We start from the raw sequence: 23,473 nt of genomic DNA on the forward strand, positions 1-23,473 counted from the left end.
CAGAGAACCTTGCAAACCATCGACAACCCGTTCGGCACGAGGTTGTCACCCATGTCTTAGGTACAAACCGTTACCTATGTATCCGGATCGGACATGAAGACGTTGGTGGGCCCGGAGGGACTCGAACCCCCAACCAAGCGGTTATGAGCCGCCGGCTCTAACCATTGAGCTACAGGCCCTGCCAGACTGGCATCGGGGGCGCAATGGTTCGCCGACCCGTGGGCCCCGCTCTAACGCAATTTGCCGGTCGCCTCAAGCCGTCGCCGCATTCACTTCACATTCGCGGACCACCAATGACGGATCGCCACCCGAAAGAGGAATCACGATGAATTCGTCCCTGCCCGTCTTGCGCCCCCGCACCGCCCTGCCATCGATCCTGTCCCGCCTGTCGCTCGGCGGTCTCGTCGTCCTGGCGGCCGTCGCGCCGGTCTCCGCGCAGGAGCCCCTGCCCCGCATCGAGCCGGTGGTCCGCGTCTCGGCGCAGGGCGAGGCCTCGCTTGCGCCGGATATCGCCATCGTCAGCTTCTCGGTCGTGCGCAATTCGCAGACGGCCGAGGTGGCGGTCGGCCAGAACAACTCGGCCATGGCGGCCGTGACGGCGGCGCTGAAGGCCGCGGGCGTCGAGGCCAGGGACATGCAGACGAGCAACTTCACCATCCAGCCGCAATACCGCCACTTCCAGCCGAAGGACGACGGAACGGTCGAGCCGCCCGAAGTGGTGGGCTACGAGGTGACCAATACGCTGACGGTGAAGATCCGCGACATCGCCAAGGTCGGCGAGATCCTCGACCGGTCCGTCAAGCTCGGCGTCAACCAGGGCGGCCAGATCACCTTCACCAACGACGATCCGGAAAAGGCGCTGACGGAAGCCCGCAAGCAGGCGGTCGAGCGCGCGGTCGCCAAGGCGCGCGTGCTGACGGAAGCCGCCGGCGTCAGGCTCGGACGGGTGATCGAGATCGAGGAACAGGCCCAGCTCCCCACGCCGCCGCAGCCCATGTACCGCATGGCGCTCGCCGGCGAGGCAGCAGCCGATTCGGTCCCTGTCGCCGCCGGCGAGAACACCTATGCCGTCCGGGTCGACCTCACCTTCGCGCTGGAACAGTAGGCGGACGGAAAAGGCCCCGCCGCCCGCGGACAATCCGGGGCGGCGGGGCTTTTGCATCTTCGGTGTGACGGGTTGACCGTTACCGGCGGATCACCGGGCAGCCCCGGTCGTTCGCGAAGACGATCCGGTCGCGTCCATGGCGGTCGCGGCCGACGACGGTGACGGTCCGGCGGTCGATATCCACCACCCGGGCGCGGCGCAGCCCCATGTGACGGGCCTTTTCCTCTGCAAGCCCAGGAGAGCAGCGCCCCCCACGGTCATGGCCCCGGTCGTGGCGAGGACGCTCCCAGCGGTCGCGACGGTGATCGCGGTCGTCCCAGCCGTGCTGGACGAAGATGCGGAATTCGGGGCTTGCGGCGGCCGCCGTGGATGCGGTGGCACCAAGGCCGGAGATGGCGACCAGAGCGGCAAGTCCGGTCTTGACGAGGATGTTGGTCATGGAAGTCTCCCGAAAAGGGCCAAGGGTCTGGCGCCGTTGAACTCTCCCGTCCGCCGGGATTGGAGCCAACCTATGTCGCCTCCGCTGAACGCTCTCCGAATCCCGCGTTCACCAGAGGTTCATCCGAAATCACGGGGAAAGATGCAGCACCACATTGCGGCTGTGCGGGCGGTCGCGATGCTCGAAGAGGTAGATCCCCTGCCATGTGCCGAGAAGGAGACGGCCGCCGTTCACCGGGATGGCCAGCGAGACCGGCGTCAGCGCCGCCTTGATGTGGGCCGGCATGTCGTCCGGCCCCTCCATCGTGTGGGTGACCCAGTTCATGGACGCCGTGCCGGAGGGCGGCACGAGGCGCGAGAAGAAGGTCTTCAGGTCGCGCCGGACATCCGGATCGGCGTTTTCCTGGATCAGCAGGGAGCAGGAAGTATGCCGAACGAAGACGGTCAGCAGCCCTTCTCCGGGCGACTGCCGCTTCACGAACCCGGCGACCTGGTCGGTGAACTCGTAGAGGCCCTGGCCCTCGGTCCGGATCGTCAACTGCGTCTGTGGCATGGCCTGTCCTTCACCGTCGCCTGTTCTTGCCCAGGCATGAGCGTCTCGCGGCGCTCCGTCACAGTGTCAGAAACGCCTCGAACCCGCCATAGATCATGCGTTTGCCGTCGAAGACCTGCTTCCATTCCTCGCCGGCAAGCCGCGGGTCGGCCATGACCTTGGCGACGATCTCGTCGCGCCGGGCGCGGCTCTCGTAGGTGATCCAGGAGAAGATCACCGTCTCGCCTTCGCCCGCCTGAACAGCGCGGGGAAAGGACGTGACCTCGCCATAGGGAATGTCGTCGCCCGTGCATTCCACATAGGAGAGCGCCCCATGCTCCTTCCAAACCGCGCCGGCCGCGCGGGCAATGCCCTTGTAGGCCTCCAGCTTTTCCTTCGGCACCGGCACGATGAACCCATCCACATATGCCATGTCTTCCTCCTTGGTCTTGGTTGAACGAGGCAAGGACGGCGGGAGGGAGTCCTATCCGACACCCGGGACGCATTTTTTCGCGCCGGCCTCAGAAGCGGGTGATGACGCTTATGCCGGGCGTCGTCGCGCGATCGAGCCCCATCAGAGCCGGCACCGCCTCCTCAAGGCTGATGCGCGAGGAAATCAGCCGCGAGGGCTCCATCCGGCCGGCCGCGATCATCGTGAGCATCGCATCGTAGCGCCAGGCCTGCATGCCGTGGCTGCCGTAGATTTCCAGTTCATGGCCGATCACCTGCGCCATCGGGATCTGCGGTGTCGCATGGTCGGCGAGCATCAGCCCAACCTGTACGTGCCGGCCCCGGCGGCGCAGATTGGCGATTGAATTGAAGCAGGTCACGGGATGCCCGAGCGCGTCGATGGAGACATGAGCGCCGCCGCCGGTGATCTCCCGCACCGCCTCGACGGGATCGTCGACCGCGCTGGCGTTGATCGTCGCGACCGCCCCGCAGGCCCGCGCCAGCGCCAGTTTTTCCTCCGAAAGGTCGATGCCGATCGCATTCGCCCCGAGTGCGGTCGCGATCATGATGGCGGATAGCCCGACACCGCCGCAGCCGTGGACGGCGATCCACTCGCCGGGGCCGGTGCGGGCCTGGTCGGCGACCGCGCGGAACGACGTCGCGAACCGGCAGCCAAGGCTCGCCGCGGTCGCGTCGTCGATCTCCTCCGGCAGGCGGACGAGATTGGTATCGGCATAGCCGATCGCGACATATTCGGCGAACGAGCCCCAGTGGGTGAAGCCCGGCTGGAACTGGCTGGGGCAGACCTGCTGGTTGCCGGAATGGCACTCGCTGCAGCGACCGCATCCGGACACGAAGGGCACCGTCACCCGGTCCCCGACCTTGAAGCGTATCACGCCCCTGCCCGTCGCCACCACCTCGCCCGCCAGTTCGTGGCCAGGCACATGCGGAAGGCGGATATCCGGGTCGTGCCCCATCCAGCCGTGCCAGTCGCTGCGGCAAAGCCCGGTGGCGCCGACCTTGATGACGACGCCGTCGTCCGTCGGGGCGGGATCGGGAAGCGTGAGGATTTGCGGCGCCTTCTCGAAGGAGTCGTAGAGCATGGCTTTCATAATACTGCGACCTTTTTTCGTTTCGGGCGCAGATTAATGGCCCGTCCCGGTCCGTCAACGAGGATCGCAGGCGAGCATGTCAGGAGCCCGGAAACCCGCGCCGCCGCCACTCGCTGCGCGGCACGGGAGCGCCGACGCGGAAGGCAAAGCTCATCACCCTCGTCGCCTCCTCGTTGATCTCGCAGCGGAAGCTCAGCTCGTACCAAGCACCTTGATGGCGAAATGCGGTCCGGGGAAGTTCGAGCACCGTGCCCTCCGAAAGCGGTGACCGAGGGATGAAATCTGGATCACGGGGCGGGGTGGCGTTTCGCAATTGCTCGGTCAGCTCCGTCTCGCACAGCTGGGTCGCGCGCATGGCGCGCGGCGTGCCGTCGATCGCGGTGCGCGCCACCGGGTCCTTCGTCAGGTCCGGGGAAAAAAGCCTTGCCGCTTCGGGCAGCACCTCGGCGGCCTGTTCCGCCGCTTCCGAGGCATCCACGATTGCTTGCGGCGGGACGGCCATCAGCGCTGCGATAGCGTCATCCTCCCGCGCCGCCGCCGCGATCTCTTCGGGGGTGTCAGGCTCAGCCGTCGGGGCAGGCTCGACCTCGCCTTCCGGCGGCGCCTTGGCGCCGGCCTCGGACGAATTTCCGTCAAGCGAGACACGCGGCCCCGTGGTCTCCTCGCCGAACTCGACGACAGGCCGCAGCACCGGCACCGGCGGGGCCTCCGCTGTCTCGTCGGCAGAGGGCTCCTGCTCGGCCGGCGGTTCAGGCGCCGGCGCCTCTTCGGGAGCAGGTGGCGGGGGCTCGCCCGCGGGCTCCTGCTCCGCCTGTTCGGGTTCGGGCTCCGGTTCCGGTTCCGGCTCCTGCTCGGGCTCGGGCTCGGGCTCGGGCTCGGGCTCGGGCTCGGGCTCGGGCTCGGGCTCGGGAGGCGGTTCGACGATTTCAACCGTCACCGTCTCTTCTTCCTGCGGCTTCGGCAACTCGAGCGGCAGCCCCAGGATCAGGACGATCGCCACCAGCACGTGCGCGACCACGGAGACCGGTATCCCCCATCGAAAGTCACTGCGGCGCGTCGGCTGGTCATCCTGCATGAAAGTCGATGTAAGGCCCCTGCCCGGCAAGATCGAGAGCCGCGCCCGATTCCGCGCAAAAAGAAACCCGGCCGATGGCCGGGTTCCTGTGTGGATATGGTGATCGTCCTAGCTGTCGAGGAAGCTGCGGAGCTTGCGCGAGCGGCTCGGGTGCTTGAGCTTGCGGAGCGCCTTCGCCTCGATCTGGCGGATACGCTCGCGGGTGACCGAGAACTGCTGACCGACTTCCTCCAGCGTGTGGTCGGTGTTCATGCCGATGCCGAAGCGCATGCGCAGCACGCGCTCCTCGCGCGGCGTGAGCGAGGCCAGGACCCGGGTCGTCGTCTCGCGCAGGTTCGCCTGGATGGCCGCATCGATCGGCAAGAGAGCGTTCTTGTCCTCGATGAAATCGCCGAGATGCGAATCTTCCTCGTCGCCCACCGGGGTTTCGAGCGAGATCGGCTCCTTGGCGATCTTGAGGACCTTGCGGACCTTTTCGAGCGGCATGGCGAGCTTTTCGGCCAGTTCCTCCGGCGTCGGCTCGCGGCCGATCTCGTGCAGCATCTGGCGCGAGGTGCGGACGATCTTGTTGATTGTCTCGATCATGTGCACCGGAATGCGGATCGTGCGGGCCTGGTCGGCGATCGAGCGGGTGATCGCCTGCCGGATCCACCACGTCGCGTAGGTCGAGAACTTGTAGCCGCGACGGTACTCGAACTTGTCGACCGCCTTCATGAGGCCGATATTGCCTTCCTGGATGAGGTCGAGGAACTGCAGGCCGCGGTTCGTGTACTTCTTGGCGATCGAGATCACCAGACGCAGGTTCGCCTCGACCATTTCCTTCTTGGCGATGCGCGCTTCGCGCTCGCCCTTCTGGACCATGGAGACGATGCGGCGGAACTCGGCGATCGAGATGCCGGTCTCGGTGGCGAGGTTCTGGATCTCCTGGCGGATCTCGCGGATCGTCTGGTTCTCTTCCCTGGCGAAATCCTTCCAGCCGCGGGCCGAGAGGTTGGAGATCGACTTCATCCAGTTCGGGTCGAGTTCGGCGCCCTGGTACTGTTCGAGGAAGGAATCGCGCTTGACGCCGTAGGATTCCGCCAGCCGCAGCAGGCGGCCCTCGTTCTGCATCAGCCGCTTGGAAATGTCGTAGAGCTGCTCGACGAGGCTCTCGATGCGGTTCTGGTTGAGCGACAGTGACTTGACCGCCGTGATGAGCTGATCCTTGAGTTCCTTGTAGCGACGCTCCTGTCCGGAAGACAGGGTGCCGGTGCAGGAGAGACGGGCCTCGACCTGCTGGTCCTGCAGCTTGCGCAGCTTCTTGTAGGTGTCGGCGATGACGTCGAGGGTTTCCATGACCTGCGGACGCAGTTCCGCTTCCATGGCCGCAAGCGACAGGCTCGACTCGTCGTCGTCTTCCTCTTCCTCTTCCGGCGGCAGTCCCTCGCCGCCGACGGCGGTGATGTCGTCGTCATTGGCGGCGGTGCGGGTCTTGCGCTGCTTTTCCTTCTCTTCCGCAGCCTTGCGGTCGGCCTCGATCTTCTCGGGGCTCTGGAACTGCGGCGCAGCCTTGGCCTCGGGACCGGAATAGGTGGTTTCGAGGTCGATGATCTCGCGCAGGAGCGTCGTGCCCTCGTTGAGCTCGTCGCGCCAGATGATCAGCGCCTGGAAGGTCAGCGGGCTTTCGCAGAGCCCTGCGATCATCGTCTCGCGGCCGGCCTCGATGCGCTTGGCGATCGCGATTTCGCCCTCGCGCGACAGCAGCTCGACCGAGCCCATCTCGCGCAGGTACATCCGCACCGGATCGTCGGTCCGGTCGGTCGGTTCCTTCTTCTTTGCAGTCGCCAGCGCCGTGCTCGACGCGGGAGCGATTTCGCCGCCCTCGCCGTCATTGTCGTCGGAGCTGTCGTCGTCGTCCGCCGTGGCCTCTTCGGCCTCGTCATCCTCGACAACGTTGATCCCCATGTCCGACAGCATGGCCATGGTGTCTTCGATCTGTTCGGACGTGACTTCCTCGGAAGGCAGGACCGAATTCAGTTCGTCCATCGTCACATAGCCGCGCTTCTTGGCGGCCTTGATCATCTTCTTGACCGCGTCATCCGAAAGATCGAGAAGCGGTCCGTCCTGCGTGCCCTCGCGTTCGGTTTCCGCTTCTTCGTTCTCTTTGACTTTGGTTGCCATAAATTTCGCTTTCCTTGAACGCCACCTCGCCGCGGTGGCCGCCGGCTGGGGTTACACCCTCAGCCGCGAATCACTGTTCAACACGTACGGAATGATCTTTAATTCCGGATTACCACGGAGGCGGACGTCACATGCCGAGACCGCTGGTCCACGCATCGCCGCTCGTGGCCCGGTTTGCTTGACCCACTCCACCTTTTCTGCCTGATGTGGTGATTCCCACAAATTAACGCTCCGTCAAGCTTTTCTAAGGCTATCGACCTCTGAAAAGTGGAAAAACCGTCTCTCTAGGGGTTTGAGGGCTACGCGCACACGTTTGGCGGATATGTAGTCAGCGGTCCGGGAATGACAAGGGTTTCCAGCCGCGCTCCCCATTTCTTCGGCGTTGCCGCCGCGTCCCCGGACCCTTTTTCCCTCCCGGATTGCTTCAACCATGGCTGACCGCGGCTCCCTTGACCCGACCCGACATGACGCCGAAGCCGTCGATGATCGCCTCCTGGTTCTCCAGCCGGGAGATTTCCGCCTGGACTTCGGAGAGCGCCAGGGTGAGGGCCGTGCCACGCTCCACCTCGTCGGACCCCGCTTCCGCCAGTTCCCGCTCCAGTTCGATCTTCTGCCACCGCAGTTCCTTGTTGCGCGAATGCAGCGCATAGGCCTGGCGATAGGCCTGGACGACGTCGTGCAGGTCGGCCTCCGCGGTCGCGGTCCAAAGGCGCGCATTGCGGATCTGCTGGTCCATGGTCTTCAGAAGCGCTTCGAAGCCGTTTTCCTCCAGCTGCTCCTTCAGCTTCTCCCGTTCCAGCCGCGCCCCGGCCTTCGCCGCCACCGTGAGAAGGCAGGACCAGAAACGCTGCAGGTCGCGATTCTCGAACTCGATGCCGGCGATCTCGTCATAGTCCTGCAGGAGAAGTTCCGGGTGGTTGACGACCGTCAGCGCAAGCACGCTTTCTCGCAGCGCAGGCAGATCCCGGTGGCCGCGCACGAGCCCGGAGCGCGCAAGGCGGTCCGATACGGCAACGCCGCGGCCCGCAGCCCTTGGCCCCTGCGGCGCCTGGCCGCGCTCCTGACCCTGCCCCTGCCTTCCGCCTCTCGGCTGGAAGCCCTGCCGCCGGTCGCCTCCCCGCGAGCTTGACTGGAAGAAGGCGTTCAGCCGGTCGCGGACGTCCTGCTGGTAGTGACGGCGGACGTTCTCGTCGGCGATCACCGACACGATCTGCTTCAGCCGCGCCTCAAGTTCGGCGCGCCTTTCCGGCGTCTCGAAGTTCGCCCCCGCAGTCTCCCGCATCCAGATCATCTCGGCGAGCGGCCGCGCTTCCGCAAGCACGCGGTCGAAGGGCGCGCGCCCCTCATGGCGGACGAGATCGTCCGGATCCTTGCCGTCCGGAAGAAGCGCGAAGCGCACGGATCGGCCGGGCTTCAGGAACGGCAGGGCAAGATCGGCTGCCCGATTGGCGGCCCGCACGCCCGCGCCGTCACCGTCGAAGCACAGGATCGGTTCCGAGGACATGCGCCACAGGAGGTCGAGCTGGTTTTCCGTAAGCGCGGTGCCGAGCGGGGCGACTGCGTTCTCCACGCCCGCCTGGTAGAGTGCGATGACGTCCATATAGCCTTCGACCGCGATGATCGTCCCGCTGTCGCGCGCGCCCGCACGTCCCTGGGAAGCCCCCCGCGCACGGGCGAAATTGTAGAGCACCTGACCCTTGTGGAAGAGTTCCGTCTCGTTGGAATTGAGATATTTGGCCGGCGCGTCGGGCGCCATGGCGCGTCCGCCGAAGGCGATGACCTTCTCGCGGGCGGACAGGATGGGGAACATGATCCGGTCGCGGAAACGGTCGTAGGAGACGGCGACCCCCTCCCCGTGCACCACCAGCCCGCAGGCCTCGATCTGTTCCTTGCCCACGCCCTTGCCGGCAAGGTGTTCCTTGAGCGCGTTCCTGCTTTCCGGCGCATAGCCCAGGCGGAAGGTCTCGATCGTCCTGCCGGTCAATCCGCGGTCGCGCAGATAGGCGCGCGCCTTGGCGCCGGCGGCGCTCTGCAACTGGTCCTGGAAGAAGCGCGTCGCCATTTCCATGACGTCGAGAAGCGAGGTGCGCTCCTTCTCCCGCCGCTCCGCCTGCGGATCGGGCTGCGGCAGGGCGATGCCCGCCATGTCGGCGATCTGCTGGACCGCTTCGGGGAAGTTCATCCCCTCAAGGTCGGTCAGGAAGCGGAAATGGTCGCCGGAAACGCCGCAGCCGAAGCAATGGTAGCGCCCCTTGCGATCCTCGCAGTGGAAGCTCGGGCTCTTCTCGCCGTGGAAGGGGCAGCACGCCCAGTAGTCGCCGCGCGAGACATTGGTCTTCTTGCGGTCCCAGGTCACGCGACGTCCGACGACTGCCGATATCGGCACCCGGTCGCGGATTTCGTCGAGAAAACTGTTGGAGAAGCGCATCATGACCTCTGGGCGGACCTTTCTCTATAGAGCCTGGCGGCGCAGCAATCCATCATCGGCGGGGATGATACATGCTATCCACAGCCCCGGCCGCCATAAACGGAAAAGGCGGGACCCGTAAGGCCCCGCCCCGAAAACCGCCGAAACGCGATATTACTTGAGCATGTCCTTGACCATGCCGGACGCCTTGGCGAAATCCATCTGGCCGGGATATTTCTCCTTCAGCGCGTTCATGCACTTGCCCATGTCGCGCAGGCCCTGCGCGCCGGTCTCGCTGATCACCGACTGGCAGAGCTGGCGAACCTTCTCCTCGGGCAGCTGCTCGGGCATGAAGGTCTTGATGACGTCGATTTCCTCGCGCTCCTGCGAGGCGAGTTCGGCGCGGCCGGCGTCCTCGTAGATCTTCGCGGATTCCTCGCGCTGCTTCACCATCTTCTGCAGGATCTGCATGATCTCGTCGTCGCTCACCGGATCCTTGCCGGCGCCGCGATTGGCGATGTCCCGATCCTTGATCGCCGTCTGGATGAGGCGGACCGTCGACAGGCGTCGGTTGTCCTTGGCCTTCATCGCCTCTTTCATGGCATTGGCGAGCTTGTCTCGCATCATTCGTCTGCTCCTTCGGAAAGCCGGCGCGACGGGGTCGGATTGCGGCTTTTCCTTGTCACTGGGGCGGCCCTCATAGACAAGCACGCGACATCGATCAAATCAAATCCGCCAAGTCGTTGAAATTCATGGATGTGAATTCCACCAAGAAAGAACGGGCCTGAGATTGACCGTTTCGCACGCTTTGTCTATTTTCCGGCACCTGCACGAGATTTAGGTATACAAGGCTGCGCGGGTCGTCCTGCGGGCCTTTTCCTGCGACCATAGATGGCCCACACACCCTGCGACTTCAAGTGGCGGGGCCTGCGGGCAGAAGGATAGAGATGACCGCCACAGCCCCCTGGACAAGCAAGAAGCCCACTGCCGTTCTCGTTCTCGCCGACGGCACGGTCATCGAAGGGGTGGGCGTCGGAGCCACCGGCAAGGTCACCGCGGAAGTCTGCTTCAACACCTCGCTGACCGGCTACGAGGAAATCCTCACCGACCCGTCCTACCTCGGCCAGATCGTCACCTTCACCTTCCCGCATATCGGCAATGTCGGCACCAATGACGAGGACATCGAGGACCTGACGCCGGCTGCCCGGCATGGCGCCGTCGGCGTTATCTTCAAGGCCGACATCACCGACCCGTCCAACTATCGCGCCGCAAAGCATCTCGACGAGTGGCTGAAATCGCGCGGCGTGATCGGCCTTTCCGGCATCGACACGCGTGCGCTTACCGCCTGGATCCGCGAGAACGGCGCCCCGAACGCGGTCATCTCCCATGATCCGAACGGCGTCTTCGACATCGAGGCGTTGAAAGCGGAAGCCCGCGCCTGGAGCGGCATCGAAGGCCTCGACCTCGCAAGGGAAGCCACCTCCGGCCAGTCGTCGCAGTGGACGCAGACGCCCTGGGTCTGGAACGAAGGCTATCATGACGCCGATCCCGCCAAGGCCAGCTATCACATCGTCTGCGTCGACTATGGCGTGAAGCGCAACATCCTGCGGCTGTTCGCGGGCCTCGACTGCAAGGTCACGATCGTCCCCGCCCAGACGTCCGCCGAAGACATCATGGCGCTGAAGCCCGACGGCGTCTTCCTGTCGAACGGCCCCGGCGACCCGGCGGCGACCGGCGAATACGCCGTGCCGATGATCCGGCAGGTTCTCGAAAAGGACGTGCCGACCTTCGGCATCTGCCTCGGCCACCAGATGCTGGGCCTCGCGCTGGGCGCCAGGACGGTGAAGATGCACCAGGGCCACCATGGCGGCAACCACCCGGTCAAGGACCACACCACCGGCAAGGTCGAGATCGTGTCGATGAACCACGGCTTCGCGGTGGATTCGGAAAGCCTGCCCGAGGGCGTCGAGGAAACGCACATCTCGCTCTTCGACGGCACCAACTGCGGACTGCGGGTGAGCGGCAAGCCGATCTTCTCGGTCCAGCATCACCCGGAGGCATCGCCCGGCCCGCAGGACAGCCACTACCTCTTCCGGCGCTTCATCAACATGGTGCGCGAGCGCAAGGGCGAGCCGGCACTCGCCGAGCGCTGAACCCGGACTGGAAAGGCCTGCGAAAGCGGGCCTTTTTCATTTGTCTCGCACGATGATGTAGAAGCGCAGGCAGAGCATCAGTGCTGCCGCCGCAAGTCCGGTGACGAAGCCGAACCAGACGCCGGGGCCGCCGTAGCCGAGCGGAAAGGCGAAGATCCAGGCGCAGGCAAAGCCAATCGGCCAGTAGGCGATCAACGCGAGCACCATCGGGATGGTCGTGTCCTTGAGCCCCCTCAACAGCCCTGCCCCGACCGCCTGCAATCCGTCCGCCAGCTGGAACACGCCTGCAATCACGATGAGTGTCGCCGCATAGTCGAGGACCGCCTGCGCATCCGGGCGCGCCGTATCGAGAAAGAGGCCGCCGAGCTGCTGTGGCAGGAGCGCAAAGAGCGTGCTGCCGCAGATGGAGAACACGAGGCTCACCACAAGTACGGCCACCCCCGCCCGCCTGACCGCCTGCATGTCGTGGCGCCCGTAGGCAAGCCCCACCCTGACCGTCGCGACCTGCGCCAGGCCGAGCGGGATCATGAAGGCGATCGATGCGAGCTGCAGCGCGATCCCGTGGGCTGCGAGTTCCGTCGTCCCGATCGTGCCGATCATCAGCGATGCGGCGGCGAAAAGGCTGGTTTCGGCAAGGATCGTGAAACTGATCGGCAGGCCGAGGACGAGGTTTTCGCGGATCGCGCCCCAGTCGGCGCGCCAGAAGCGGACGAAGAGTTCGTAGCGACGGGTCTGTGGCCGGATCTCGATATAGGCGATCATGGCGATACAGCCGACGGTACTGGCACAGACGGAAGCGACGGCCGCCCCGACGAGGCCCCAGGCCGGCGCGCCGAAATTCCCGAAGATCAGCGCATAGTTGAGCACGGCATTGGCCAGGAACATGCCGATCGTGACGTAGAGGATGATGCCCCCGCGCTCCAGGCCGCTCAGGAAGCTGCGCAGGACCATCAGCGTCAGCGCCGGGAAAATCCCCCACTGCGCCACGCGCAGATAATCCTGCGCGAGCGTCGCGACGTCCTCTTCCTGCCCGAGATGCATCAGGATCGCCTTGGAGAAGTACAGGATCGGGAAGGTCAGCACCGCATAGGCGAGGACGACCCAGATCCCCATCCGCACGGCGCGTCGCACGGAGGTCACGTCCCCCTGCCCGACCGCATGCGCCACCATGGGAACGACCGCGGCCGCAAAGCCCGAGCCGAAGATGAAGACGAGGAAGAAGGCCTGGCTCGCGAGGACGACCGCCGCCAGTTCCACCGTCCCCAGCCATCCGACCATGATGACGTCGGTCGTGTTGATCGCCATCTGCGCCAGCTGCGCCCCGACGAAGGGGATGCCCAGGCCGATTGTCGATCGGATGTGATGCCCCCAGGAATTATCGGGGACGGGGGAAGCCGCGACGGCAGACGGGCTCGGCATTACGATTCTCCAGACGAAAAAAGCCGCTTGCGGTACGGCGAGCGGCGTCGCGCATGCTTTAGATCAGCGCCCGCCGACCGGCAAGCAAAGCCGGCGGCGTAGCAATATTTGTCACCTATGCTTCACGATAGGTGATGGTTGGGCGCCGCGATCCCACCCCGGGCTTGACCCGGCGCGCGAGGACGACCACGGCGAGCAGGATGAACCCGGCCGAAAGAAGATAGGCAGCACCGGCGAACTCCACCCGCGCGCCCTCTCCGGTAAAGCCGCTGAACACCTGCGTGAAGATCAGCGGTCCGATGATCGTCGTCAGGCTGGTGATGCTCGTCATCGCCCCCTGCAACTCTCCCTGCGCCGACGGCGGAACCTTGCCTGCCGCGATGCTGCGCAAGGCCGGATCGGCGATGTTCTCGATGGTCGTCAGCAGGATCACCGCGTAGACCATCCACCCTTCCCAGGCGATCGCATACCCGACGAGACCGATGGCGGAGAAGCTGAGGCCGAGGACAGCCGTCCGCCATTCCCCCAGCACCGGCACGATCCGCGGCAGGACCGTCGCCATGACGACGGCGGCGCAGATCCCGAAGAGGCCGAGCGAGAGCCCGATCTGGCCCTCGCTCCAGCCGTAGCGATAGGCCGAGACGAAGGACCAGACAGACGGGTAGACCGCATGCGCCAGCCAGTAGAGGAAGAGGACCGTCAGCACCGCGCCGATCCCCGGGTACTGGCGCATCTGCTTGAGGGCACCGAGCGGATTGGCGCGACGCCACTCGAACCGCCGGCGATTGACCGGCGCGAGCGTCTCCGGCAGGAGAAAGCAGGCGGCGACGAAGTTGATGAACGAGAGCGCCGCCGCGCCGAAGAAAGGCACGCGGGGCCCGAACTCGCCGAGAAGCCCGCCGATCACCGGCCCGATGGTGAAACCGACGCCGAAGGCAATCCCGATCAGGCCGAAGTTCTTCGCGCGGTTCTCGTCGTTGCTGATGTCGGCGATATAGGCGGAGCAGGTTGCGAAACTGCCGCCGCTGATACCCGCAAGCACGCGCCCCACGAACAGCATCCAGTAGGTCGTCGCCAAAGCACAGATGAAGTTGTCCACCGCGAAGGTCAGCACCGAAAGCAGCAGGATCGGCCGGCGCCCGAAGCGGTCGCTCAGGTTGCCGAGGAGCGGCGCGAACAGGAACTGCATCACCGAATAGATAAGCAGCAGCCACCCCCCATCGACGGCCGCGTCGCTGATGCTGTCACCCGTAAGCTCGTGCAGGAAGGCCGGCAGCACCGGCATGATGATCGCGATCCCGATGATATCGAGAAACAGGATCATGAAGACAAGGAAGAGCCCCCGTCGGACGAATTTCGGTTCGGGCATGGAACGTCTCTCAGCAAAATATTCTCCGGAAAGACGAGCGGGTCGTCGGACGGCCTACATATCCGCCTCGGCAGACCGAAACAATACCAGAACATCCAATGTTTTTGATGCTGCGGCCAAGGAAATTGATGGCTGATGCGAACGTTCGCGACACGAAGACGGAACAGAGAGAGCCGGCCTTACCGGCTCTCCTCCCGATTGGCCTTCATCGCCCGCCTCAGGTGACCCAGGGCAGGCCCGACATCCGGCGGCTAGATGTCGCCGGAGAAGGTGTCGCAGGCGTTGACGTCGCCGTTCTCGAAGCCGCGGCGGAACCAGTCCATCCGCTGGGCGGAGGTGCCGTGATTGAAGCTTTCCGGCACCACATAACCCTGGCTGCGCTTCTGCAGCGTGTCGTCGCCGATCTGCTGGGCAGCGTTGAGCGCCTCCTCGAGGTCGCCCTGCTCGAGCAGCCCCTTCTGATCGGTGAACTTCGCCCAGACGCCGGCAAAGCAGTCGGCCTGAAGCTCCACCCGGACCGACATCCGGTTCGCCTCGACCTCGCTCATGCGCTGCCGCGACTGGTTGAAGCGCGGCAGGACGCCGATGAGGTTCTGGACGTGATGGCCAACCTCATGGGCGATGACATAGGCCTCGGCGAAATCGCCCGCGGCGCCGAACTGCTGCTTCAACTCCTGGAAGAAGGAGGTGTCGAGATAGACCCTCTGGTCGCCCGGGCAATAGAAGGGGCCGGTGGCGGCGGAAGCGAACCCGCAAGCCGACTGTACCTGGCCGGAAAACAGCACGAGCGTCGGCTCGCGGTAGGTCTCGCCGCTCGCCTGGAAGATGCCGTTCCAGGTGTCCTCGGTCTCCGCGAGCACCGTGCGGATGAAGGCCGTCGTCTGGTCGTCGGCCGGAGGACGTCCCGTCTGTTCCTCGTACCGTCCGGCGGGCGCCCCCCCGTCCAGTCCGATGTCGCCACCCGACAGGAGCGTCAGCGGGTTGATGCCCAGCACCCAGGAGATCACCAGGATCAGGATGATCCCGCCGATGCCGATGCCGCCACCGGCACGGCGAACCCCACCGCGTCCGACGGGAATGCGAACGCCGCCGCGGCCGAACGGGTTACGCCCGCCGGCTCCGCGCCGGTCCTCGACATTGCTCGACTGGCGGCGACCTCTCCATTCCATCGAATCTTCTCCTGATGCCCATCAGGACCGTATAACGCGGCGAAGCCAAAGACGATCCAATTCCGTTACCGATCACGCGCTATGCGACCCGCAAAGCGCGTTTGCCCGGCAGGAAAACCGTCAGCAGCCCGAGCGCCGGCAGAAAGGCGCAGATCGTGTAGACGGTCGAAAGGCCGTGGCTGTCGGCAAGCACGCCGAGAAGTGCGGCGGCAATCCCCCCGACCCCGAAGGCGATCCCGAAGAAGATGCCGGCGATCATGCCCACCCGTCCCGGCACCAGTTCCTGCGCCATGACGACGATGGCGGGAAAGGACGAGGCCATCAGGAAGCCGATGATCGCCGAAAGCAGGATCGTCATCGGAAGATCTGCAAACGGCATTGCCAGCGTGAAGGGCAGCACGCCGAGGATCGAGATCCAGATCACCACCTTCGACCCGAACCGGTCGCCGACAGGACCGCCGATAACCGTGCCGAGCGCGACCGAGCCGAGGAACACGAAGAGCATGATCTGCGACTGCTGGACGGTGACGCCGAACCGGTCGATCACGAAGAAGGTGTAGTAGCTGCTGATCGAGGCCATGTAGGCGTTCTTGGAAAAGGTCAGGATCGTCAGCACCACGAGGGCGATCACGACCGTCTGCCGCGGAAGACCGTGCGCCTGAAGGGCCTTCCTGCGGCCCTTGCTCGCCAGCATGTGCGCCTTGTACCAGCGTGCGATCCAGGTCAGCACGAGGATGCCGAGAAGCGCGATCCCGGAAAACCAGGCGACGCTTCCCTGCCCGTTCGGGACGATCAGGAAGGCCGCCAGGAGAGGCCCGATGGACTGCCCGAAATTGCCGCCCACCTGGAAGGTCGCCTGGGCGAAGCCGTAGCGCCCGCCGGCCGCCAGGCGGGCGACCCGCGAGGCCTCCGGATGGAAGACGGCAGAGCCGATCCCCACCATCGCCGCCGCCACGACGAGGATCGCATAGGTGTGGGATCCGGCAAGCAGCAGCAGGCCGAGGAAGGTCGAGCCCATGCCGATCGGCAGCGAATAGGGAAAGGGCTTCCTGTCGGTGATCGTGCCGATGATCGGCTGCAGCAGCGAGGCGGTGCACTGGAAGGCGAGCGTCAGGAGGCCGATCTGCCAGAAATCGAGATTGAAGTCCGCCTTCAGCATCGGATAGATCGCCGAGATCATCGACTGCATGATGTCGTTGAGCATGTGGCAGAAGCTCGTCGCCAGGATGATCGGCAGGACGGTCTTCTCGGCCGCGGCGGCCGCCGGCTTGCCGATCGGCTTGGAGGTGGCATCGGCCATGGGTACTCCTGCGTGCAATGGGCGGTGGGCACACTCGAGGCCAAGACGTCTATTCCGATCCCGCCCGCCTGTCCATGCCGATGAGACCCACTCCCGGCACGACCGGATCACAATCCTTGCGGATGGCCGCAATCCCGGTCCCGCGAATTCCTGTAGATTAGGCGATTTATGGGGTTCCGCTCTTCGCGAGATTTGCCTATAAGCCGCGTCTAGCCTCAAAAGACCATGCTCGTGCGCCCGGCCGGTGAACCTTCCACCTTGGCCGGTTTTTCGCGCAGCCGGAAATAGCGGAAAGAAACCATGCCCAAGCGCCAAGATCTGAAATCCATCCTCATCATCGGCGCGGGTCCGATCGTCATCGGTCAGGCATGCGAGTTCGACTATTCCGGGACACAGGCCTGCAAGGCGCTGCGCGAGGAAGGCTACCGGGTGATCCTGGTGAACTCCAACCCGGCGACGATCATGACCGATCCGGGCCTCGCCGACGCCACCTATGTGGAGCCGATCACGCCGGAAGTGGTGGCCAAGATCATCGCCAAGGAGCGTCCCGACGCCCTGCTTCCGACCATGGGCGGCCAGACGGCGCTCAATACCGCCCTCTCCCTCAAGCGGATGGGCGTGCTCGACCGCTACAATGTCGAGATGATCGGCGCCAAGCCGGAGGCGATCGACAAGGCCGAGGACCGCGCCCTCTTCCGCGAGGCCATGGCGAAGATCGGGCTGGAGACGCCCAAGTCGATGCTCGCCAATGCCACCGACATCAAGGAGCAGGACCGCAAGGCCCACGAGGCGGAACGCGCCAAGCTCCGCGAGAGCCTCTCGGGCGATGCGCTCGACAAGGCGCTGGACGAACTCGAGAACCAGTGGAACCTCGGCGAGAGCGACCGCAAGCAGCGTTACATGAGCCACGCGATGGCGGTTGCCGCCCAGGCGCTCGACCATGTCGGCCTGCCGGCGATCATCCGCCCCTCCTTCACGCTGGGCGGCACCGGCGGCGGCATCGCCTATAACCGTTCGGAATTCTTCGAGATCGTCTCCGGCGGCCTCGATGCCTCGCCCACGACCGAGGTCCTGATCGAGGAATCCGTCCTCGGCTGGAAGGAGTACGAGATGGAGGTGATCCGCGACAAGGCGGACAACTGCATCATCATCTGCTCCATCGAGAACATCGACCCGATGGGCGTCCATACGGGCGATTCCATCACCGTCGCGCCGGCACTGACGCTGACGGACAAGGAATACCAGATCATGCGCAACGCCTCGATCGCGGTGCTGCGCGAGATCGGCGTCGAGACGGGCGGCTCCAACGTCCAGTTCGCGGTCAACCCCAAGGACGGCCGACTCGTCGTCATCGAGATGAACCCGCGCGTGTCGCGCTCCTCCGCGCTCGCCTCCAAGGCGACCGGCTTCCCGATCGCCAAGGTCGCGGCCAAGCTCGCCATCGGCTACACGCTGGACGAACTGGAGAACGACATCACCGGCGGCGCGACGCCCGCCTCCTTCGAGCCGTCGATCGACTACGTCGTCACCAAGATCCCGCGCTTCGCGTTCGAGAAGTTCCCCGGCGCCGAGCCGACGCTTACCACGGCGATGAAGTCGGTCGGCGAGGTCATGGCCATCGGCCGCACCTTCGCCGAATCGCTGCAGAAGGCGCTGCGCGGCATGGAGACCGGGCTGACCGGCCTCGACGAGATCGAGATCCCGGGCCTCGAGGCCGGCGAGAATGCCACCAATGCCATCCGCGCCGCAATAGGCACGCCGACGCCGGATCGGTTGCGCATGGTGGTCCAGGCGCTGCGCATGGGCATGTCGGAAGCCGAGGTTCACGAGGCCTGCCGCATCGACCCGTGGTTCATCGCCCAGTTCAAGGCGATCGTAGACATGGAGGCCCGCATCCGCGAGCACGGCCTGCCGACGGATGCCGAGAACCTGCGCATGCTGAAGGCCATGGGCTTCTCCGATGCCCGCCTCGCGAGCCTCACCGGCCAGCGCCCGAAGGAAGTCGCCGAGCTGCGCAACAGCCTGAACGTGCGCCCCGTCTTCAAGCGGATAGACACCTGCGCGGCCGAATTCGCCTCGCCGACCGCCTACATGTACTCGACCTACGAGACGCCCTTCGTCGGCGCGCTGCAGTCCGAGGCCAAGGTGTCGGACCGCAAGAAGGTCGTCATCCTCGGCGGCGGACCGAACCGCATCGGCCAGGGCATCGAATTCGACTACTGCTGCTGCCATGCGGCCTTCGCGCTGAAGGATGCCGGCTTCGAAGCCATCATGATCAACTGCAATCCGGAGACTGTCTCGACCGACTACGACACCTCCGATCGCCTCTACTTCGAGCCGCTGACCGCCGAGGATGTGATCGAGATCCTGCGCGCCGAGCAGGAAAAGGGCGAAGTGATCGGCGTGATCGTGCAGTTCGGCGGCCAGACGCCGCTGAAGCTTGCCGAGGCGCTCGAGAAGAACGGCATCCCGATCCTCGGCACCGCGCCCGACATGATCGACCTTGCCGAGGACCGCGACCGCTTCCAGAAGCTCCTGCAGAAGCTCGACCTCGCCCAGCCCAACAACGGCATCGCCTATTCGGTCGAGCAGGCCCGCCTCGTGGCGGCCGAGATCGGCTTCCCGCTCGTCGTGCGCCCCTCCTACGTGCTCGGCGGCCGCGCCATGCAGATCATCCACTCCGAGAGCCAGCTCCAGACCTATCTCCTGGATACGGTTCCGGGCCTGGTGCCGGAAGACATCAAGCAGCGCTACCCGAACGACAAGACCGGCCAGATCAACACCCTGCTCGGCAAGAACCCGCTTCTCTTCGACAGCTACCTCACCAACGCGGTCGAGGTCGACGTCGATGCGCTGTGCGATGGCGAGAGCGTCTTCGTCTCCGGCATCATGGAACATATCGAGGAAGCCGGCATCCACTCCGGCGATTCCGCCTGCTCGCTGCCGACCCGCTCCCTCTCGACGGAAATCGTCGACGAGCTGGAGCGCCAGACGACCGCACTCGCCAAGGCGCTCAATGTCGGCGGCCTGATGAACGTGCAGTACGCCATCAAGGACGGCACGATCTACGTCCTGGAAGTGAATCCCCGCGCATCGCGTACCGTCCCCTTCGTCGCCAAGACCATCGGTGCGCCGATCGCCAAGATCGCTGCCCGCATCATGGCCGGCGAGAAGCTGGACGCGGCGATCGCCGCCTATGGCGAAAAGCCCGATCCGCGCAACCTGAAGCACATTGCCGTCAAGGAAGCCGTCTTCCCCTTCGCCCGCTTCCCGGGCGTCGATATCCTGCTCGGACCGGAAATGCGCTCCACCGGCGAAGTGATCGGCCTCGATACCGACTTCGCGCTCGCCTTCGCCAAGGCCCAGCTCGGCGCCGGCGTCGAACTGCCGCGTGAAGGCACGGTCTTCGTGTCGGTCCGTGACGAGGACAAGCAGCGGGTCCTTCCGGCGATCCGCATCCTGACCGAGATCGGCTTCAAGGTGCTCGCAACCGGCGGCACGCAGCGTTTCCTTGCAGAACAGGGCATCGCGGCCACCAAGATCAACAAGGTCCTCGAGGGCCGTCCGCATATCGAGGACGCGATCCGCAACCGTCAGGTCCAGCTCGTCATCAACACGACGGACGGCAACAAGGCGATCTCGGATTCGAAATCGCTGCGCCGCGCGACGCTGATGCAGAAGGTGCCATACTACACGACCATGGCCGGTGCCGAAGCCGCCGCGATGGCGATCCGGGCGCTGAAGGCCGGCAACCTCGAAGTCCGGCCGCTGCAAAGCTACTTCTGATATCTCGGGAAACCGGTCGCTGTTGACCGGTTTCTTTTTCTCCTGTATTTAGCCAATCAGTTATTTAATCTAGTGGCTAAATATGACCGACGCGCTTTCACAGACCTTTGCCGCTCTCGCGGACCCTACCCGCCGCGCCATCCTCGCGCGCCTTGCGAAGGGAGAGGCAACGGTGAACGAGCTTGCCGAGCCGTTCGACATGAGCCTGCCGGCCGTCTCGAAACACCTGAAGGTCCTGGAAAGGGCCCGGCTTATCTCGCGCAGCCGCAACGCCCAGTGGCGCCCCTGCCGGCTGGAGCCCGGCGCATTGAAGACCATCGACGGCTGGCTCGGCGACTACCGCTCTCTCTGGGAACACCGCCTCGACCGGCTCGAGGATTACCTCGCGACTTTGACGACGGAAGAAAAGGAAGCCGGGAAATGACCGAGAAGATGGAGATTCTCAACGACCGCCTGTTCGCGGTGGACCCGCCGACGCTCTTTGACGCCTTTGCCGATCCTCGCAAGTTGGAGCAATGGTGGGGCCCGCACGGTTTCGCCAACAGGATCGACCGCTTCGACTTTCGCCCCGGCGGTGACTGGCGGATCACCATGACCGCCTCCGACGGCACCGACTTCGACAATCACTCCACCTTCCAGGAGATCGTTCCGGGCGAGCGGATCGTCTTCCTCCACCACCTTCCCATGCACGTCTACACGATGGAGATGCGCTTCGCGCCCGAGGCCGGCGGCACCCGCCTCCACTGGAAAATGCTGTTCGAACCGACCGAGGAGAACCTGCAACTCAAGCGGTTCATCGCGGCCGCCAACGAGCAGAACTTCGACCGACTGGAAACCCTCCTCCAAAGCTGAACCAGGGATGCTGACATGACGACGGTAACAGACAGCAACAGGATCATCGAAGTCGACCGCTTCATCGCAGCCCCGCGGGAGCTCGTCTTCAAGATGCTGACCGATGCGCGCCACCTCGACAAGTGGTGGGGACCGGACGGCTTCGTCACCGAGACGCACGAGATGGATTTCTCCGTCGGCGGCCTGTGGCACTACACGATGCACGGCATGGACAAGGACTGGCCGAACTGGATCCGCTACAAGGAGATCTCGGCCCCGGAGCGGATCGCCTATGACCATGGCGCCGAACTGGGCGAGCCGGCCTGGTTCGAAGGGGCCATCACGCTCAGGACCGAAGGCGAAGGAACCCGAATCACCATCACCCTCACCTTCCCGACGCCGGAAGCCCGCGAGGCGACGCTCAAGTTCGGCGCCGTCGAAGGCGGCAGGCAGACGCTGGCGCGGCTGGATGCCTACGTTACGGCTCCACTGACGCAGGCCTGAGAACCCGGGCCTGAGAACCCGGCCTGAGAACCCGCCTGATAACCCCTTGCGGGCGCCTTTAGCCTGACACTTGTCAAGGCCGCCGATTCAGGGAATTCTCTCCTTCGGGAGAACAATAATGGCGCCACCTGGTGAAACGCCTGACCGCGCGGGCAGGCGCGAATGGATCGGCCTGTCCGTCCTGTCGATCGCCTGCCTGATCTATTCCATGGACCTGTCGGTCCTCTTCCTGGCGGTACCGGCGATCGTGGCGGATCTCGATCCTTCCGCCACGCAGCTTCTCTGGATCAACGATATCTACGGCTTCATGGTCGCCGGTTTCCTGGTGACCATGGGCACGCTCGGCGACCGCATCGGCCGGCGACGCGTCCTGCTGTTCGGAGCCTTCGCCTTCGGCGTCGCGTCCGGCCTCGCGGCCTTCTCGCAGACGGCCGGGCAACTGATCGCCGCAAGGGCGCTCCTGGGGATCGCCGGAGCGACGATCGCCCCCTCCACCCTCTCGCTGATCGTCAACCTCTTTCGCGACGAAGCCGAGCGCAACAGGGCCATCGGCATCTGGGGCACGGCCTTCGCGCTCGGAGGCCTCGTGGGGCCGCTGATCGGCGGTGTCCTGCTGCAATATTTCCACTGGGGTTCCGTCTTCCTCATCAACATTCCGGTCATGCTGGTGCTTCTCGCCGTCGCCCCTTTCCTGCTTCCGGAGTACAAGAACGAGGATGGAGGCCGGCTCGACCTCGTGAGCGTGGTCCTCTCCCTGTCGACGGTCCTGCCGATCGTCTACGGGGTGAAGCAGATGGCCGCCGACGGTTTCGAGCCGGTCCAGTTGCTCTTTATCGCCGCAGGGCTTCTCGTCGGTTTCGCCTTCATCCAGCGCCAGAAGCGCCTGTCCGCGCCGCTGGTCGATCTCGCCCTGTTCCAGAACCCCGCCTTCAACGCCTCCCTGCTGGTCAACCTCGCCGGCATCTTCTTCGTCTTCGGCGTCTTCCTGTTCCAGAACCTCTTCCTCCAGCTCGTGCTCGGGCTCTCGCCCCTGAAGGCCGCCCTGTGGTCGGCGCCCTCGGCCCTGGTCTTCACCGTCATGTCCTTCCAGGCCTACCGCTTCACCAATCACTTCGGCCCGGTCCGGACGGTCGTCGTCGGGCTCGTGGTGAATGCGGCCGGCACGGCGGCCATGGCGGTTGCGGCCTATTGGGAAAGCCTGCCGGGCATCCTCGGCGCGAGCGTCATCATCGGGCTCGGCTTTGTCCCCGTCATCCTCACGACCACCGGCCTGATCGTCGGCACCGCTCCGCCGGAGCGCGCCGGCTCGGCCTCGGCGATATCGGAAACCAGCGCGGAATTCGGCGGTGCGCTTGGGGTTGCCCTTCTCGGCAGCCTCGCCACGCTCGTCTATCGCACGGCGATGGGTGGGGCTGATCTCGAAGGTCTCAGCCCGCAACAGGTCGCGGCGGTGTCGGCCACTCTGGCGGGGGCCGTGGAGACGGCGCAGCAACTTCCGGCCTCCGCATCGGCCATATGGCTGCCCGCTGCAAAGAGCGGCTTTGCGGCGGGCTTCTCGCTCTCCTGCATCGTCGCGACGGCGACCCTGCTTCTTCTCGCCCTCATCGCGCGGCGCGTCTATGCCGCTGCCCGCATCGGCGAGAGCGCGCTCGCATCCCACTGA

At 65.1% G+C, this 23,473-nt stretch carries 19 protein-coding genes and 1 tRNA gene; 7 read left to right on the top strand and 13 right to left on the bottom strand.

Annotated elements, in window-relative coordinates; genetic code table 11:
- Positions 1-103: 103 nt before the first annotated feature.
- Positions 104-179: transfer RNA gene (locus tag ACWGPT_RS19630), tRNA-Ile, on the bottom strand.
- A 146-nt stretch (positions 180-325) separates the two neighbouring features.
- Between ACWGPT_RS19630 and ACWGPT_RS19635 the strand changes: the two genes are divergently transcribed.
- Complete coding sequence (locus ACWGPT_RS19635; protein WP_452607327.1) at positions 326-1,105, top strand: SIMPL domain-containing protein; 780 nt, start codon at positions 326-328, stop codon at positions 1,103-1,105.
- Between the two features lie 79 nt (positions 1,106-1,184).
- Here ACWGPT_RS19635 and ACWGPT_RS19640 read toward each other — a convergent pair whose 3' ends face one another.
- The 8 genes from ACWGPT_RS19640 to ACWGPT_RS19675 all read right to left on the bottom strand — a co-directional run bounded on the left by ACWGPT_RS19640 (position 1,185) and on the right by ACWGPT_RS19675 (position 9,903).
- Positions 1,185-1,544: a hypothetical protein gene (locus tag ACWGPT_RS19640; protein ID WP_452607328.1), complete on the bottom strand. Its 360-nt coding sequence runs from the start codon at positions 1,542-1,544 to the stop codon at positions 1,185-1,187.
- A gap of 129 nt (positions 1,545-1,673) precedes the next feature.
- On the bottom strand, positions 1,674-2,096 hold the full coding sequence (locus tag ACWGPT_RS19645) for a secondary thiamine-phosphate synthase enzyme YjbQ (RefSeq protein ID WP_452607329.1): 423 nt from the start codon (positions 2,094-2,096) through the stop codon (positions 1,674-1,676).
- 58 nt (positions 2,097-2,154) lie between these two features.
- Positions 2,155-2,508, bottom strand: a complete 354-nt coding sequence (locus ACWGPT_RS19650; RefSeq protein WP_452607330.1) for a DUF1428 domain-containing protein — start codon at positions 2,506-2,508, stop codon at positions 2,155-2,157.
- Positions 2,509-2,596: 88 nt separating this feature from the next.
- Entirely contained in the window at positions 2,597-3,637 is a 1,041-nt protein-coding gene (locus ACWGPT_RS19655; RefSeq protein ID WP_452607331.1) for a zinc-dependent alcohol dehydrogenase family protein, read from the bottom strand.
- A 79-nt stretch (positions 3,638-3,716) separates the two neighbouring features.
- On the bottom strand, positions 3,717-4,712 hold the full coding sequence (locus tag ACWGPT_RS19660; protein WP_452607332.1) for a DUF930 domain-containing protein: 996 nt from the start codon (positions 4,710-4,712) through the stop codon (positions 3,717-3,719).
- Positions 4,713-4,820: 108 nt separating this feature from the next.
- Positions 4,821-6,872, bottom strand: coding sequence for an RNA polymerase sigma factor RpoD (gene rpoD / locus ACWGPT_RS19665; protein ID WP_452607333.1), 2,052 nt, complete (start codon positions 6,870-6,872; stop codon positions 4,821-4,823).
- Between the two features lie 424 nt (positions 6,873-7,296).
- Positions 7,297-9,300, bottom strand: a complete 2,004-nt coding sequence (gene dnaG, locus ACWGPT_RS19670; protein WP_452607334.1) for a DNA primase — start codon at positions 9,298-9,300, stop codon at positions 7,297-7,299.
- A gap of 153 nt (positions 9,301-9,453) precedes the next feature.
- Entirely contained in the window at positions 9,454-9,903 is a 450-nt protein-coding gene (locus ACWGPT_RS19675; RefSeq protein ID WP_452607357.1) for a GatB/YqeY domain-containing protein, read from the bottom strand.
- Positions 9,904-10,226: 323 nt separating this feature from the next.
- On the opposite strand from ACWGPT_RS19675, the gene carA reads away from it, so the two are divergent.
- Positions 10,227-11,432 (top strand): glutamine-hydrolyzing carbamoyl-phosphate synthase small subunit, encoded by a 1,206-nt coding sequence (carA, locus tag ACWGPT_RS19680; protein WP_452607335.1) that lies wholly within the window; start codon positions 10,227-10,229, stop codon positions 11,430-11,432.
- Between the two features lie 36 nt (positions 11,433-11,468).
- Here carA and ACWGPT_RS19685 read toward each other — a convergent pair whose 3' ends face one another.
- From ACWGPT_RS19685 to ACWGPT_RS19700, 4 genes are all read right to left on the bottom strand, one after another.
- A complete protein-coding gene (locus ACWGPT_RS19685; RefSeq protein WP_452607336.1) occupies positions 11,469-12,851 on the bottom strand; it encodes an MATE family efflux transporter in 1,383 nt (460 codons plus the stop codon).
- 115 nt (positions 12,852-12,966) lie between these two features.
- Entirely contained in the window at positions 12,967-14,220 is a 1,254-nt protein-coding gene (locus ACWGPT_RS19690) for a TCR/Tet family MFS transporter (protein WP_452607337.1), read from the bottom strand.
- A 251-nt stretch (positions 14,221-14,471) separates the two neighbouring features.
- Positions 14,472-15,389 (bottom strand): KPN_02809 family neutral zinc metallopeptidase, encoded by a 918-nt coding sequence (gene ypfJ / locus ACWGPT_RS19695; protein ID WP_452607338.1) that lies wholly within the window; start codon positions 15,387-15,389, stop codon positions 14,472-14,474.
- A 79-nt stretch (positions 15,390-15,468) separates the two neighbouring features.
- Entirely contained in the window at positions 15,469-16,689 is a 1,221-nt protein-coding gene (locus ACWGPT_RS19700) for an MFS transporter (protein WP_452607339.1), read from the bottom strand.
- A gap of 300 nt (positions 16,690-16,989) precedes the next feature.
- On the opposite strand from ACWGPT_RS19700, the gene carB reads away from it, so the two are divergent.
- From carB to ACWGPT_RS19725, 5 genes are all read left to right on the top strand, one after another.
- On the top strand, positions 16,990-20,475 hold the full coding sequence (carB, locus tag ACWGPT_RS19705) for a carbamoyl-phosphate synthase large subunit (RefSeq protein WP_452607340.1): 3,486 nt from the start codon (positions 16,990-16,992) through the stop codon (positions 20,473-20,475).
- Between the two features lie 82 nt (positions 20,476-20,557).
- The gene (locus ACWGPT_RS19710) at positions 20,558-20,899 is read left to right on the top strand and encodes an ArsR/SmtB family transcription factor (RefSeq protein ID WP_452607341.1); all 342 of its coding nucleotides are present in this window, start codon (positions 20,558-20,560) and stop codon (positions 20,897-20,899) included.
- Positions 20,896-21,327 (top strand): SRPBCC domain-containing protein, encoded by a 432-nt coding sequence (locus ACWGPT_RS19715; RefSeq protein ID WP_452607342.1) that lies wholly within the window; start codon positions 20,896-20,898, stop codon positions 21,325-21,327. The genes ACWGPT_RS19710 and ACWGPT_RS19715 overlap by 4 nt, the downstream gene beginning before the upstream one ends.
- A gap of 15 nt (positions 21,328-21,342) precedes the next feature.
- Positions 21,343-21,810, top strand: coding sequence for an SRPBCC domain-containing protein (locus ACWGPT_RS19720; RefSeq protein WP_452607343.1), 468 nt, complete (start codon positions 21,343-21,345; stop codon positions 21,808-21,810).
- A gap of 118 nt (positions 21,811-21,928) precedes the next feature.
- Entirely contained in the window at positions 21,929-23,473 is a 1,545-nt protein-coding gene (locus ACWGPT_RS19725; RefSeq protein ID WP_452607344.1) for an MFS transporter, read from the top strand.

The sequence above is a fragment of the Pseudorhizobium sp. NPDC055634 genome (assembly GCF_053618655.1).

Bases quoted from the DNA above. Each gene is read 5' to 3' on its own strand.
- ACWGPT_RS19655 (WP_452607331.1), bottom strand. From the start codon at position 3,637: ATGAAAGCCATGCTCTACGACTCCTTCGAGAAGGCGCCGCAAATCCTC.
- ypfJ (WP_452607338.1), bottom strand. From the start codon at position 15,389: ATGGAATGGAGAGGTCGCCGCCAGTCGAGCAATGTCGAGGACCGGCGC.
- ACWGPT_RS19725 (WP_452607344.1), top strand. From the start codon at position 21,929: ATGGCGCCACCTGGTGAAACGCCTGACCGCGCGGGCAGGCGCGAATGG.
- ACWGPT_RS19635 (WP_452607327.1), top strand. From the start codon at position 326: ATGAATTCGTCCCTGCCCGTCTTGCGCCCCCGCACCGCCCTGCCATCG.
- ACWGPT_RS19660 (WP_452607332.1), bottom strand. From the start codon at position 4,712: ATGCAGGATGACCAGCCGACGCGCCGCAGTGACTTTCGATGGGGGATA.
- ACWGPT_RS19645 (WP_452607329.1), bottom strand. From the start codon at position 2,096: ATGCCACAGACGCAGTTGACGATCCGGACCGAGGGCCAGGGCCTCTAC.
- rpoD (WP_452607333.1), bottom strand. From the start codon at position 6,872: ATGGCAACCAAAGTCAAAGAGAACGAAGAAGCGGAAACCGAACGCGAG.
- ACWGPT_RS19685 (WP_452607336.1), bottom strand. From the start codon at position 12,851: ATGCCGAGCCCGTCTGCCGTCGCGGCTTCCCCCGTCCCCGATAATTCC.
- ACWGPT_RS19640 (WP_452607328.1), bottom strand. From the start codon at position 1,544: ATGACCAACATCCTCGTCAAGACCGGACTTGCCGCTCTGGTCGCCATC.
- carB (WP_452607340.1), top strand. From the start codon at position 16,990: ATGCCCAAGCGCCAAGATCTGAAATCCATCCTCATCATCGGCGCGGGT.
- ACWGPT_RS19690 (WP_452607337.1), bottom strand. From the start codon at position 14,220: ATGCCCGAACCGAAATTCGTCCGACGGGGGCTCTTCCTTGTCTTCATG.
- ACWGPT_RS19715 (WP_452607342.1), top strand. From the start codon at position 20,896: ATGACCGAGAAGATGGAGATTCTCAACGACCGCCTGTTCGCGGTGGAC.
- ACWGPT_RS19650 (WP_452607330.1), bottom strand. From the start codon at position 2,508: ATGGCATATGTGGATGGGTTCATCGTGCCGGTGCCGAAGGAAAAGCTG.
- ACWGPT_RS19720 (WP_452607343.1), top strand. From the start codon at position 21,343: ATGACGACGGTAACAGACAGCAACAGGATCATCGAAGTCGACCGCTTC.
- ACWGPT_RS19710 (WP_452607341.1), top strand. From the start codon at position 20,558: ATGACCGACGCGCTTTCACAGACCTTTGCCGCTCTCGCGGACCCTACC.
- dnaG (WP_452607334.1), bottom strand. From the start codon at position 9,300: ATGCGCTTCTCCAACAGTTTTCTCGACGAAATCCGCGACCGGGTGCCG.
- ACWGPT_RS19700 (WP_452607339.1), bottom strand. From the start codon at position 16,689: ATGGCCGATGCCACCTCCAAGCCGATCGGCAAGCCGGCGGCCGCCGCG.
- carA (WP_452607335.1), top strand. From the start codon at position 10,227: ATGACCGCCACAGCCCCCTGGACAAGCAAGAAGCCCACTGCCGTTCTC.
- ACWGPT_RS19675 (WP_452607357.1), bottom strand. From the start codon at position 9,903: ATGCGAGACAAGCTCGCCAATGCCATGAAAGAGGCGATGAAGGCCAAG.